Source organism: Kocuria soli (assembly GCF_003797835.1).
GTDB lineage: Bacteria > Actinomycetota > Actinomycetes > Actinomycetales > Micrococcaceae > Kocuria > Kocuria soli.
Genome location: NZ_RKMF01000015.1, coordinates 43,384 through 57,366 on the forward strand (window position 1 = coordinate 43,384; position 13,983 = coordinate 57,366).

7 protein-coding genes, 1 tRNA gene and 1 pseudogene are annotated in these 13,983 nt (G+C 67.4%); 4 read left to right on the plus strand and 5 right to left on the minus strand.

Translation table 11 applies throughout. The features are described 5' to 3' along the window. Positions 1 to 2 precede the first annotated feature (2 nt). Entirely contained in the window at positions 3 to 2,144 is a 2,142-nt protein-coding gene (locus EDL96_RS11295) for a prolyl oligopeptidase family serine peptidase (RefSeq protein ID WP_123826196.1), read from the plus strand. Here the strand turns inward: EDL96_RS11295 and EDL96_RS14090 are convergent. The 5 genes and pseudogenes from EDL96_RS14090 to EDL96_RS11320 all read right to left on the minus strand — a co-directional run bounded on the left by EDL96_RS14090 (position 2,128) and on the right by EDL96_RS11320 (position 10,630). Beyond that, positions 2,128 to 4,785, minus strand: a pseudogene (locus tag EDL96_RS14090) (HAD-IC family P-type ATPase). The gene EDL96_RS11295 and the pseudogene EDL96_RS14090 overlap by 17 nt on opposite strands. A 28-nt stretch (positions 4,786 to 4,813) precedes the next feature. Next, positions 4,814 to 4,902, minus strand: a tRNA-Ser gene (locus EDL96_RS11305). A gap of 106 nt (positions 4,903 to 5,008) precedes the next feature. Then, positions 5,009 to 7,183, minus strand: coding sequence for a RecQ family ATP-dependent DNA helicase (locus EDL96_RS11310; RefSeq protein ID WP_123826198.1), 2,175 nt, complete (start codon positions 7,181 to 7,183; stop codon positions 5,009 to 5,011). 575 nt (positions 7,184 to 7,758) lie between these two features. Next, on the minus strand, positions 7,759 to 9,855 hold the full coding sequence (locus EDL96_RS11315; protein ID WP_123826200.1) for an acyltransferase family protein: 2,097 nt from the start codon (positions 9,853 to 9,855) through the stop codon (positions 7,759 to 7,761). 193 nt (positions 9,856 to 10,048) lie between these two features. Further along, a complete protein-coding gene (locus EDL96_RS11320; protein WP_123826202.1) occupies positions 10,049 to 10,630 on the minus strand; it encodes a TetR/AcrR family transcriptional regulator in 582 nt (193 codons plus the stop codon). Between the two features lie 165 nt (positions 10,631 to 10,795). Here EDL96_RS11320 and EDL96_RS11325 point away from each other — a divergent pair, with 165 nt between their 5' ends. The 3 genes from EDL96_RS11325 (at position 10,796) to EDL96_RS11335 (ending at position 13,872) form a co-directional block, all read left to right on the plus strand. Then, positions 10,796 to 11,185, plus strand: a complete 390-nt coding sequence (locus EDL96_RS11325; protein ID WP_123826204.1) for a DUF1304 domain-containing protein — start codon at positions 10,796 to 10,798, stop codon at positions 11,183 to 11,185. Between the two features lie 84 nt (positions 11,186 to 11,269). After that, a complete protein-coding gene (locus EDL96_RS11330) occupies positions 11,270 to 12,283 on the plus strand; it encodes an NADP-dependent oxidoreductase (RefSeq protein WP_123826206.1) in 1,014 nt (337 codons plus the stop codon). 65 nt (positions 12,284 to 12,348) lie between these two features. Continuing rightward, positions 12,349 to 13,872 (plus strand): peptide MFS transporter, encoded by a 1,524-nt coding sequence (locus EDL96_RS11335; protein WP_123826208.1) that lies wholly within the window; start codon positions 12,349 to 12,351, stop codon positions 13,870 to 13,872. The last annotated feature ends 111 nt before the right edge of the window (positions 13,873 to 13,983 follow it).

The window sequence follows — 13,983 nt, forward strand, 5'->3', positions numbered from 1 at the left end:
GCATGACCCATCACCATCCTGACGATTTCCTGTGGCTCGAAGAGATCCACGGCACCGAGCCACTCTCATGGGTCGAGAAACAGAATCGACGCACCGAATCCCTGCTGGTCACAGACGATCTGTTGCGGCTGGAGGCCGGTGCGTTGGAGGTCATGGACTCCACGGACAAGATCCCCATGGTCTCCAAGCAGGGCGACTTCTACTACAACTTCTGGCGCGACGCAGATCACCCGCGGGGTCTGTTCCGCAGGACCTCTTGGGAGTCGTGGATCAGCGAGCGCCCCGAGTGGGACGTCCTGTTGGACCTTGACGAACTCTCCGAGCGGGAGGGCACGCCGTGGGTCTGGGCGGGGTCACGGCTGTTGCGTCCGCGCTACACGGACGGGCAGTGGCGCCGTGCGCTGATCTCGCTGAGCCCCGACGGCGGCGATGCCCGCAGGGTGCGTGAATTCGACCTGGTCACCCGTTCCTTCGTGGACCCCTCCGACGGCGGGTTCGACATCCCGGTGGCCAAGACCTCCGCGTCCTGGCTGGATGCCGACACCCTCCTGGTGGCCACGGAGGCCGGTCCGGGATCATTGACTGCCTCCTCCTACCCCGCGCAGGTTCGTCGTCTGTCCCGCGGGACGGGGCTCACCGAGGCTCCGGTGGTCTTCGAGGTGGCCCACGACCACGTGCAGGCCTGGGCCGGTCACGATCACACGCCCGGACACGAACGCACGCTGGCCTTGGACGTGATCGACTTCTTCCGCTCCGTGACCTACGTCTTCGACGCCGCGGGGCATCCGGTGCCGGTGGAGGTCCCGGAATCCGTGGAGGTGGACATCCACAAGCAGTGGGTGCTGTTTCGTCCGCAGGAGGCTTGGGAGCTCGAAGGCCGCACGTTCGCCCCGGGCACGCTGCTGGCCGCCGAGTTCGATCGGTACCAGGCGGGTGACCGCGATCTTCACGTGGTGTTCGAACCGGACCCGCACGTGAGTCTTCAGGGATGGTCGTGGACCGCGGATCGACTGGTCCTGCAGCTGCTGCACGACGTCTCCTCCGAGGTGCGCGTGGTCGAACCGGGCACCTGGACCTCCCGCCCCCTGGCCACCGCCCTGGCCCACCACTCGACCAGCGTCTGGGCCGTCGACGACGAGGATCCGCGGGACGGCAACGACATCTGGGTCTCGACCTCGGGGTTCCTCCGGCCGACCACGATCATGCGCGGCACACTCGGCGCCGACCCCACCCGGGACGAGGCTCCGCGGGAGGTGAAGCGGGCGCCGTCGTTCTTCGACGCGTACGGGCTGCGCGTGGAGCAGCACTGGGCCACCTCAGCCGACGGAACCCGCGTCCCGTACTACCAGGTGGGGCCCGCCGAGCTGCCGCTGGACGGCCGCAATCCCGTCCTGCTCTCCGGGTACGGAGGGTTCGAGGTCTCCCGCACACCCGCCTATTCCGGGGTCACCGGCCGCTCCTGGCTGACCCGGGCCTTCACCCCCGGCAACGACGACGACGGAGCCGACGACGGGCCCGTGGCCGCCGGTCGCAGCGGTGTGTACGTGGTGGCCAACATCCGCGGCGGTGGTGAATTCGGACCCGAGTGGCACCGTGCTGCCCTCAAGAAGAACAGACACCGCGCCTACCAGGACTTTGCCGCCGTGGCCCAGGACCTGCACGACCGCGGGGTGTCCAGTCCGGCGTCGCTGGCCTGTTCGGGCGGTTCCAACGGTGGGCTGCTGGTGGGGAACATGCTCGCGACCTATCCGCACCTGTTCGGCGGTATCTCCTGCGGCGTGCCCCTATTGGACATGCGCCGCTACACCAAACTGTCCGCGGGAACCTCCTGGGTCGCCGAGTACGGGGACCCGGAGGACCCGAAGGAGTGGGAGTTCATCCGCACCTTCTCCCCGTACCACCTGGTGCGGGCGGATGCCGACTACCCGCCGGTCCTGTTCTGGACCGCCACGAGCGATGACCGGGTGGGCCCGGTGCAGGCGCGCAAGATGGCCGCGTTGATGCAGGAGCAGGGCCACGAACGGGTGTGGTTCCACGAGACCCTGGAAGGTGGCCACGCGGGAGCGGGCGACAACAAGCAGGCCGCCCGCTCGCACGCGTTGTCCTCCGAGTTCCTGTGGCGCTGCGTCACGGGGACGCTGTAGCCCGCTTCCTCCGGCTGACCACGGCGTTGGTCAGGGCCTTGGTCACCTCCACGATCACGAACACGGCCGCACCCATCGCCGTCGCAATGAGCAAAGCATCCGCTCCCAGGGGCCGGGTGTCGAAGGCGAAGGCAAAGGCAAAGGCAAGAGTCACCGCCACCGCCATGTTGACCCAGAGGATCTGCAGCGGCGTCAGCGGGAGCATCCACCCCAGAAGGGCGGCCAGGAGGATCACGAGCGACTGGGCGCCGTTGGTCGGGAGGATGAACACGATGGCTTTGCGCAGGTTGTCGTAGATCCGCCGACCTTCCTCCACGGCGGTCTCGATCGTGGCGAAGTTGTCGTCCCCCAGGACCACTTCGGCGGATTCCTTGGTCACCTCGGTGCCCTTGATGCCCATGGCCACGCCCACGTCAGCGCGCCGGAGAGCGGGGGCGTCGTTGACGCCGTCGCCGGTCATGGCCACGACGTCACCGTGGTCCTGCAGCGCCCTGACCAGGCGCAGTTTGTGTTCGGGGCTGGTCCGCGCGAACACGTTGTGCGTCAGGGCCAGGTGCTGCAAGGTGGCATCGTCGGCCGCCTCGAGTTCGACGCCCGTGACCGCACCTGCGCCGTCGTCGATGCACATCTGCCGGACGATCGCGGTGGCAGTGCCCGCGTGGTCCCCGGTGATCATCTTGACGACGATCCCCGCGTCCCGGCAGCTGCGCACCGCGGCCATGGCTTCCTCGCGGGGCGGATCCACGATGCCCACCAGGCCGAGGAACTGCAGCTCGTGGCCCAGGGAATCCGGGGTGATTTCTCCCGTGTCCTGGTCGGAGGCCGTTCTCCGTGCGGCCGCCAGGGCGCGGAGGCCCTGGTTGCTGAGGTCCTCGATCCGCTGTTGCCAGGTCTCCAGTTGGAGTTCGGAGCGCTGCCCGTCCGCCTCGATCTGGGTGGTTGACCGCGCAAGGAGCACGTCCGGTGCGCCCTTGACCAGCACGTAGGTGTCTTCCCGGTCGGGGAGGTCCAGGGCCGCGGCCATGAACTTGTAGTCCGAGCTGAACGGCAGGGTGGCGTGGCGCCGGGCGGCCTGGTGGTCCAGGTCGAGCTTGGCGGCGAACGTGCGCAGGGCACCTTCCGTGGGCTCGCCGACGATCGTCCAGCCGTCGCCGTTCTCGGTCAGATCGGCGTCGTTGACCGTCCCTACTGCCTCCACCAGGGGGCGGATGCCGGGGTGGGACAGGTCCAGGTCCAGGTCCTGCCCGCCCGCCGTGACGGATCCGCGGGGTTCGTAGCCGGCCCCGGAAACGTCGAATTCGAGGTCACCGACCACACCCTTGACCACGGTCATCTCGTTCTTGGTGAGGGTGCCCGTCTTGTCGGAGCAGATGGTGGTCACGCTGCCCAGGGTCTGCACGGCGGGCAGTTTGCGCGTGATCGCCTTCTGCCTGGCCATGGTCTGCACGCCCAGCGCCAGGGTGATCGTGATCAGTGCCGGGAGCCCTTCGGGAATCGCGGCGACGGCGAATCCGACGGCGGCCAGCAGCAGGTCGACCAGGTCCGTCCCGTGAAGCAACCGACCCACCGCGATCAGCACGAGCGAGGCGATGAACACGATGGCTGACAGCCACGTGCTGAACGACGCGATCTGCCGGGTCAGCGGGGTCTCCAGGGTTTCCACCCCCGAGATCATGGCGTTGATGCGCCCGATCTCGGCCTGTGCCCCGGTGGCGACGACGACGCCGGTGCCCGACCCGGAGGCCACCATCGAGCTGGAGAACAGCATTCCGGTGCGGTCCCCCAGGGGTGCGTCCTTCTCCACGGCGGCCGTCGTCTTGTCCGCCGGGACGGATTCACCGGTCAACGCGGATTCCTCCGCGGTCAGGTTGGCGGCCTCCAGGAGTCAAATGTCCGCGGGGACCCGGTCCCCCGCACTCAGGCGAACGATGTCGCCGGGTACCAAGTCCTCCGCTTCGACGGTGGACCACAGGCCGTCCCGACGCACACTCGCGCTGGCCGAGAGCATCTGGCGGATGCCTTCCAGCGCCTTCTCCGCCCGGCCTTCCTGGACGAAGCCGATCACCGCGTTGATCACCACGACCAGAACAATCACGCCGGTGTCCACCCATTCCTGCAGCACGGCCGTGAGGACGGCCGCAGCCAGGAGGACGTAGATCAGAACGTCGTTGAAATGCCGCAGGAAGCGGACGATGACGCTGTCGCGCGGCAGATCCGGGAGCTTGTTGGGCCCCAGCACATCACGACGACGGCTGACCTCCTCGGTGGACAACCCCCGGTGCGGGTCCACGGCCAGACACTGCTCCACGTCCTGGGTTGGGAGCGCGTGGGCGTCCTGGATCTTGGTCAAGTCGCCGTCCAGGCCGGATTTCTCGAGCGGCCGGGTCCCGGAGATCCCGGGGCCCTGGGCGGCCTCGGGGGTGGTCAACGATCGCGGGTCGGCTGGCACGTGTGGCTCCCATCCAGGTGTTCGGGCCCGCCCGGTGCATCTCGTCGATGCCGGAGAATCCCCGCTGCGTCGCGGGTGAACTCGGAGCAACGTTCCAGGATAGGAAGTGCGTGACCCCGCCGCACACCGGCCGCCCGGCCCCAGTGGCGAAACGAAAAGACCGGGGTCGATGTCCACCATGCGGCAGGACATCGACCCCGGTCAGATCCACTTCGATCGGCGGAGACGGAGGGATTTGAACCCTCGATCCAGGTTTCCCCGGATCCTTCATTAGCAGTGAAGTCCATTCGGCCGCTCTGGCACGTCTCCCCGCTGCACCCCGCGGAGGTCATGGACCCCGATAGGAAACAGCACGTGCCATGCTAGTCGGAGCGCGTGACTCGGGTCAAAACCACGTGGTCGGTCAGGCGGGCCGTCACCCCCGGGAGGCGAGCACGAACGGCAGCACCGGTCCGCTCCCGGCCAGGCGGAGTTCGCGGACGGCCACGGTCAGCGACCACCTGCTGTCCACCAGGTCGTCGATCAGCAACACGGGCTGCCCGTCGATCTGCTCCAAGGCCTGGCGAAGGTCCGGGGTCACCACAAACTTCCCCCACACCGCAGCCAACTGGTAGGCGCCGTTACCCCCGCCGCCACCTGGATGCCCCTCAACCAGACCCAAGTCACCGAGATACGGCAGGTGCCCGGCTGCCGCCAGTCCCTGAGCCAGGGAATGCACAAGACGGGGCCTTGCAAGGGACGGCATGGCCACGATGCCGGCGGGTCGCCCAGCCCCACCCCAACGGTCATGACTCCACTGGGCCAGGACCTCCACGCAGGCCCGCCCCAGCGCCTGATCGACGTCCTGGTCCACGGGGCGGCCCTGCTCATCGGTGTGGAAGATCTCGCGCAGACGATTACCCCACCCCAGGTCCGTGAGTCGGGCCACCGCGCGTCCTTCCGAGGCGCGTTCGGCGGGAGGAATGTTGCCCTTGAGGGGAACCCCCAGTCGGTCCATGCCCACCGGCCACTGCGCCCGCGGATCGATGGCAACGCCCACTCGCTTCAACGTGGCCGTCGCAGATTCGGAGGCCGCACGGCTGACCTCCGTGGGATACCAGGGCCCGGCGCAGTTGTCGCACCGCCCGCAGGGCTCCGCCTGGGGGTCGTCGAGTTGCTCCACGAGCATCTGCATGCGGCAGGTGGGCTTGTTCTCGTAGTCCAGCATGGCGTTCTGCTCGTCGATCCGGGCCTGACGGATCCGGCCGTACCGTTCGGCGTCGTAGCTCCAGGGCTGTCCGGTGGACTGCCATCCGCCCTGGACCTGTTCGACGGCGCCGTCCACGGCCAGGACCCGCAGCAGCATGTTCAGGGGCGACCGTTTGATGTCCACCCGCGCTTCGAGAGCCCCGACGCTGAGCGGACGCTCGGCCGCACCCAGCTCTTTCAACACGGCCTGCGCCTTGGCCTCCGTGGGCATGGACGCGGTGGCGAAGTACTCCCAGATCTCCCGGTCCTCGGTCCCCGGCAGCAGGAGCACGTCCGCGCGCTCCGTGGCACGGCCCGCACGGCCGACCTGCTGGTAGTAGGCCACGGGTGACGACGGCGCCCCCAGGTGCACCACGAACCCCAGGTCGGGTTTGTCGAAACCCATTCCCAGGGCAGAGGTGGCCACGAGTGCTTTCACCTGGTTGTCCTTGAGAGCCAGCTCGAGCCGCTCCCGATCGGCCGGATCGGTCCTGCCCGTGTAGGCCTCCACCTGGTAGCCCACTTCCCGCAGGGCATGGGCGGTGTCCTCGGCCGCGCTGATCGTGAGGGCGTACACGATTCCGGACCCCTCGAACTCCCCCAGGTGTTCCAGCAACCAGGCGAGCCGCACCGTGTTCGACGGCAGACGCAGGACCCCCAGGCGCAAGGACTCACGGGCCAGGGGCCCGCGCAGGGTGAGCACCGGCTCACGGTCCTGGGACACGAGCCCCACGCCCAGTTGTTCCTCCACGTCGTGGACCACCCGCTGGTTGGCGGTGGCCGTGGTGGCCAGGACGGGCACGGTTGTGGGCAGCCGCCCGATCAGATCACGGATTCTGCGGTAATCCGGCCGGAAGTCGTGTCCCCAGTCGGAGATACAGTGAGCCTCGTCGATCACCAGGAGCCCCATGCGCTGCACGAGCTGCGGCAACTGCTCGTCCCGGAACCGGGCGTTGTTGAGCCGTTCAGGTGAGATCAGCAGGACGTCGACGTCGTCGTAGTCCAGCCGACCGAGGATCTCGCCCAACTCCGTGGCGTTCGCGGAACTGATGGAGGCGGCCCGGACGCCCGCGCGAGCTGCAGCCGCGACCTGGTCACGCATGAGTGCCAGCAGCGGGGACACGATGAGCGTGGGCCCCCGGCCCCGTGCGCGCAGGAGCAAGGATGCGATGAAGTACACCGCGGACTTCCCCCAGCCCGTGCGTTGAACCACCAGCGCTCGGCGCCCCTGGGCGACCAGTGCCTGGATGGCCTCGAACTGACCGGGGTGGAACGTGGCATCGGGCCGACCGGTGAGCGCGCGCAGCAGATCGACGGCCTGCGCGTACAGCGCTTGGTCAAGGGGCGGAGTCGGGGATGCCATGCGACCAGTCTGGCAAGGTGCACGGACAACACAACAGGCGGTCATCCGCCCTGTGGAATCGCCTTCCGGGTGATGCCGGTGTGAGTCAGGAAATGCGTGGGGGTTGGGATCGGCCCCCCGACCGATCCCAACCCCTCAGCTCGCCGGCTCTCCCCCCGGATGCGGCGAGCCACTCACCGTGCAGGCACCCCCCGATGCCTTGCACGCCATAGCCCGCTCACGGATTCCGGGTCAACGATGGACGCTTCCCGGAGGTCTCTGAAGAAGTCGAGCCGTTGGTGAAAGCCTGACAGACTCCCGTCTCCTCGACCGCACGGCCCAGCGGCGACTCCATGCATGCCCACTAGTCTGCGGATCCCCGCCCATTCGGCGCCGAGGCACTGTTGACGGGCGAATCCGCCCGCGTCGGCCCCTCCCCCGAGGAATCCTGCGTCCCGGAAAATGGGGACAGCTGGACCCACTCCCTACCCCCACACGGCCGACACCTCGCGCGGGTTCCCCGCAGTTCGAGGCGTCATGAAACGTCACGACCGCTGCCGCGATCCGCGGCAAGGCTGCCGCGATCACGGGCGGCGTCACCAGTGGAGCGCGTCGAGCAGACGTTCCTCCAGGACCGGCGCCGTGGTCAGGCCGAACGTCCGGGTGATGTGGTCCATGTTCCGATAGACCATCACGTTGCCCACCACCGGACCGCAGTGTCCGTCAGGGCAGTAGAGGTCCGTCAGGTCCACGAGCGGCACCCCGGGGTTCTCCTCGCCCCACGCGTCCACGATCTCCTGCCCACTCAGGGCGTCCTCGGCGGAATCGGAGCACAGGGGGCTGTGCTCGCCGTAGAGGTCCACGCATTCGTACATGTCCCGGTCCCAGCGCGGGTTGTCGCGCACGCTCACCACGGGGATGTCCGCGTCCTCGAACGGCTCCACCCCTTCGTACCAGTTGGCCACCAGCTCCTCGCGGTCGCCATCCATCGTCGAGCGGGTGCCCTGGGCGATCACGGCGTCCGGTTCGAGTTCGAGCACCGCCTCCTGCGCTGCGGCGTTGAACCGGTTGCACTCCTCCGTGTTGCCCTCGGTCTCCCCCGCGTACCGGCAGGCCGGGTACAGATAGCTGACGACGCGCCAGTTCTGCTCGTCCGCCACGGCCTTCAACGGTTCGGAGAGCTGCTTGGCGTGCGAATCGCCCAACAACACCACGGTCCGCTGCGGCTCGGCACCCTCACCCGTTCCGCCATCCTGGGTCTCGGGTTCGTAGACGAAGCACTCCGAGTTGTCTTGGAAGCTGTCCGGAAGCTGCTCCTCCGTACACGCCTCCCCCGGGCTGCCCCATTCCGCGTTCACCTCCGACCACATGGGGATCGGTTCCAGGTCCGGCAGCGCCGTTTCGTCGTAGGTTCCGGCCGGCACGGCCGCCCCCGGATAGTTCTCGGCGGTGCGCTCGTAGGACGCCTGGGCACGGGCTCGGCTGTCCGTCCAGGCCTGCGCCGCCGTCACGGGCAAGGCCACGACACCGACGACGGCGACCAGCCGCACAAGTTCCCGACGCGTGGACGCCTTCTGCTTGGCAGATCGCGGCCGGGTCACGAACGCGACGGCCTGCTCCGTCCCCAGGGACAGCACGACCGACAGACCGAAGATCGCCAACCCCACGTGGATCGGCACGTCCTGGGCGCCGGTGCGCAACAGGTAGGTGATCATCATCGGCCAGTGCCACAGGTAGATCCCGTAGGAACGGTCACCGATCCAGGTGAGCCACCGCACCCGGAGAGGCACGTGCGCACCGTGATCTCCGCCGTCGTCCTTGGCCATCAGAAGAAGTGCGGCACCCACAGTGGGGATGATCGCCACCCATCCCGGGAACAGCGCGTTCGGCCCCACCACAAATCCGGTGCTGACCACCGCGACCAGGCCCGTCCACCCCAGCACAACCGCCAGGCGGCGCGGCAGCGGACGGGTGACGACCAGCGCAACCAGCGCCCCCAGGGCGAACTCCCACAGGCGCAAACGGGTGTCGAAGTAATTGGGCGCGGGATCCAGTCGCGTAACCAGGACGGAGGTGGTCAGGGAGACCACGAACACCGCACCGAAGACCACGACGGCCACGGTTCGGAAGGATCTGTTGGTCCATCTGGCCACCAGCAGCGCCAGTGCGATCAGCAGCGGGAAGATCACGAAGACCTGGCCCTGAACAGCCAGGGACCACATGTGCTGGACGGAGCTGGAATTGACCCCTCCACCGGCGTAGTAGTCCACGGATCGCTCCGCGAGATTCCAGTTGAGGCGGTAGGTCGCCGCCGCCAGCAGCTGCTCCCACAGGGCTTCCCAGCGCGAGCGGGGATAGAAGGCGATCGCGGCGACCAGGACACTCAGCAGGACGATTCCGACCGGCACCAGCAGGCGTACGAACGTCCGTGACCAGTAGTGCAGCAGGTCCAGCGGCTTGCCGCTCTCCGCCTTGCGCGTGAAGGAAAGCGTCAGGAGATAGGCCGAGACCACGAAGAACACGTCGACCCCGCCGGAGACTCCGGTCCCCCACAGGTGGAAACCGACAACCAGGAGGATCGCCAGACCCCGCAGCCCCTGGATCTCGGTGCGGCGGGTGGGGCCTCCGCGGAGACCCTGTGAGGGAGCATCGGTACGTGTACTGATTCTGGATCCTTGGCGACTGGCTTGAATACTGGCGCTGGTGTTGGCTCGGGTATTGGCTCGGGAAGCATTTCCTAGCGCATGAGTTTACGCATGCGAACCATTACGGGAAAGTGCCTTCCAGGGGCAATTGGTCACACGGGACCGCGGGTTCCGACCAGCGACCGGTGAGTTCACCCGTTAGGCCCGCCGAACCCTGAATCGGCACCGCCCATAACTCGGGTCAGTGATTTCCCAGGTGCCACAGGGCGGCGTCCAGGCTGGCCAGAGCCGCGTCCCGATCCACCCGGGCCATGGCGAGGGCCGCGATGATCAGCCCCGCCGTGGTCTCGGCCTGTTGCCGCAACTCTTCGTCGGACAGGTCCGGGGCGTGCGCCTGCACGCCCCGGGTCATGGCGGCCAGCATCTCGGTTCGGTATCCGGAGATCACGCCCCGCACCACGTCGTCCTGACCCAGCGGAGCACCGGCCACACTGACCAGCAGGCACCCGAACCTGGCGGGCAAGGAGCCCGGCGTGGCCAGGGACGCCCGCAGCTGACGCAGATAGTCCACGACGGCCTCCGGTGCCACGTCCCGTCCCGTCAACGGTGCCAGTCGGGGCCGGACCACGCGGTCCAGGTAGTCCTCCACCGCCGCGTCGAAAAGTCCTCGCTTGTTTCCGAACGAGTTGTAGAGACTGGAACGGTTCAGCCCGGTTGCGCGCTCCAGATCCGGGAGGGAAGCCGCCTCAAAGCCCAGCTCCCAGAACACGCCCAGCGCAGCGCGAACCACCGTGTCCGTGTCAAAGCTCTGCGCCCGGCCCATGAATCCGCCCTCTCCGCCTCTGGTGCTCGACCCGCGCGAGCCTTCCCCCGTTGTTGCGGTCGCGCGAGATCAGCATATATTGGAACGATCTGTTCAAATTAATGGGCCCGCTCAGCGACTCTCCGCTCTGTTCGGCCCCCCTCAACTTTCGAGCAAAGGTATTCCATGACCGTCATCGGCCTGATCCTGACCGGGTTGGCAGCCCTGATTCACGTCTACATCTTCTACTTGGAGTCCCTGGCCTGGACCGGCCCCGCAGCCCGGCGCACCTTCGGGCTCCCCTCCGCCGAGTTCGCGGAGTCCACCAAGTCGTTGGCGTTCAACCAGGGCTTCTACAACTTGTTCCTGGCCGTCGCGGTGTTCCTGGGGCTGGTCGTCATGGCACTGGGGTCGACCGCCGTCGGCGCAACCCTGATCTTCACGGGCGCCGGATCCATGGTCGCCGCTGGGCTGGTGCTCCTGATGTCCGACCGCACCAAGACCTCGGCTGCGCTTAAACAACTGACCCTTCCGCTGCTCGGCGTGATTGCCCTGGGGATCGGCCTGGCCGCCTGAGGCCTGCCGGCGGCCTGCGCCGTCGTACCCACGCCACCCTCAATCACCCGCAGATTCCGCACGACCTCAACCCCTGGAGGACTCATGACTTCCGTTGACAGCACACAGATCCAGCTCGTTCGCCGCCCCACCGGCTGGCCGTCCGCGGAGGACTTCCGCACCGCCACCGTCTCCTACGGCGAACTGACCCCCGGGCAGGTCCGGGTCCGCAACGAGTTCATCTCCGTGGACCCCTACATGCGCGGCCGGATGAACGACGCCAAGAGCTACGTCCCGCCCTTCGAACTCGGCGAAACCATGACCGGCGGTGCGATCGGCCGGGTGGTCGAATCCACGGACGACGACGTCCCCGTCGGCGCCGTCGTGCTCCACCAGCTCGGGTGGCGGGACATCGCGCAGGACGACGCCGAGAAGTTCCGTGTGGTTCCCGAACTCCCCGGAGCACCGCTGTCCCTGTATCTGGGCGTTCTGGGGCTGACCGGGCTGACCGCCTATGTGGGTCTGACCCGCATTGCGCCCGTGCGGCAAGGGGACACGGTGTTCATCTCGGGCGCCGCCGGAGCGGTTGGGACGGCCGCCGGGCAGGTCGCTCGCCTGCTCGGGGCGGCGCGCGTCATCGGCTCCGCCGGTTCACCCGAGAAGGTCGATCTGCTGACCACCAAGTACGGGTACGACGCCGCCTTCAACTACAAGGACGCACCGGTGGCAGAGCAGTTGGCGGCTGCCGCGCCGCAGGGCATTGACGTGTACTTCGACAACGTGGGGGCCGACCACCTGGAGGCGGCACTGGGGACGTTGAACCGGGACGGACGGGTGGCAATGTGCGGGGCGATCGCCGCGTACAACTCGGACGAGCCCGTGCCGGGACCCAAGAACATGGTCAAGATCATCCAGCAGGGCCTGTCGCTCCGGGGCTTCACCCTGGGTGACCACATGGACCTGGCGCCGGAGTTCAACCAGCGCATGGCGCAGTGGTTCGGGCAGGGAAAGATTGCCTACGACGAGACGGTGGTGGACGGAATCGACCACGCCGTTGACGCCTTCCTGGACATGATGCGCGGGGCCAACACCGGAAAGATGGTCGTGCGGACCGCCTGAGAAAACCGTGGCTCCGTCCCGCATGCCTGCTGTGCAATCGCGGGCAGGAGGCGGAAGGTAGACGCATGAATTCATCGATTCAACCCCCTGAAAACCGGGGACAGACCGCCGCTGACCCCGCGGCCACTCCGTCCCCCACCAACAACCACCCTGGTCAGAATGACCAGAAAACCTTCCTCGGCCAGCCCAGAATGTTGGCCTCACTGTTCAACGTGGAGCTGTGGGAGAGATTCTCCTTCTACGGCATGCAGGGCATCGTCCTGATCTACATGTACTTCCAGACCACCGACGGTGGCTTGGGAATCGACCAGTCGGTCGCCGCAGGCATCGTCGGAGCCTACGGCGGCAGCGTGTACCTGTTCACCATCGTCGGCGCCTGGGTGGCTGACCGCCTGATGGGCTCCGAACGGGCCATGTTCGTCAGCGCCCTCATGATCATGGCCGGCCACATCGCGCTGGCGCTGCTACCGGGCGTGGCGGGCCTGGCCGTCGGTCTGATGCTGGTCGCCGTCGGTTCAGGAGGGCTCAAGGCCAACATCACCAACCTGGTGGGTGGCCTGTACGAGCGCACGGACCCGCGCCGCGACGCCGGCTTCTCGCTGTTCTACATGAGCGTCAACATCGGCGGTCTGTTCGGCCCGCTGCTCACCGGTCTGGTTCAGCAGTCCTGGGGCTTCCACCTGGGCTTTGGACTGGCCGCGATCGGCATGGCCATCGGTCTGGCGCAGTACTGGTTGACCCGCGGTGCGATGCCCGAATCGGCTCACCACGTTCCGGATCCGCTGCCTCGTTCCCAGTACCCCAAGTGGATCGGGATCGTCGTCGTCGCCGTCGTTCTGATCGCAATTGCCGTGGTCACGGGCCTCCTCAACGCCGCCAATCTGGCCAACGTGATCGTGACCCTGATCGTGATCGCGGCGATCGGTGTGTTCACGCTGCTGCTGAGCAGCAGCAAGGTCGACGGTGACGAGCGTTCCCGCGTCCTGTCCTTCATCCCGCTGTTCATCGGTGAGGCGGCGTTCTTCGCGCTGTTCCAGCAGCAGTTCACGGTGCTCACGATCTACGCGGACACCCGCCTGGACCGGTCGCTGTTCGGTTGGGAGATGCCCATCTCCTGGGTCCAGTCCTTCAACCCGTTCTTCATCATCGTGCTGGCGCCCGTGTTCGCGGCCCTGTGGACCAAGCTCGGCACCCGCCAGCCGTCCACGCCCACCAAGTTCGGGCTGGGCATCGTGTTGATGGGTTCCGCGTTCCTGATCTTCCTCAGCCAGGTGAACGTTGCCATGGTGGCAGTCATGTGGATCGCACTGATCATGCTGGTGGCGACGATCGGCGAGCTGCTGGTCTCCCCCGTGGGCCTGTCGCTGTCGACCAAGCTCGCGCCGACGTCGTTCCCCGTGCAGATGGTGGCCCTGAACTACCTGGCCGTGGCGCTGGGCACCGCGCTGTCGGGCTCCCTGGCGACGTTCTACAGCGCCGAGACCGAGGCCGCGTACTTCGGCACCCTGGGTGCCGTGACCATCGGCATCGGCGTGATCCTGCTGGTGCTGTCGCGCTCGATCACCAAGATGATGCGCGGAGTCCGCTGACCCTTCCGTCCCCTCGACCACACCACTTTGCGTCGACCACACACTCCATAACGTGTGCGGTCGACGCTTAGTGGTGTGGTCGATGATCGGGGTCGCTGGCGCTGCCCACTC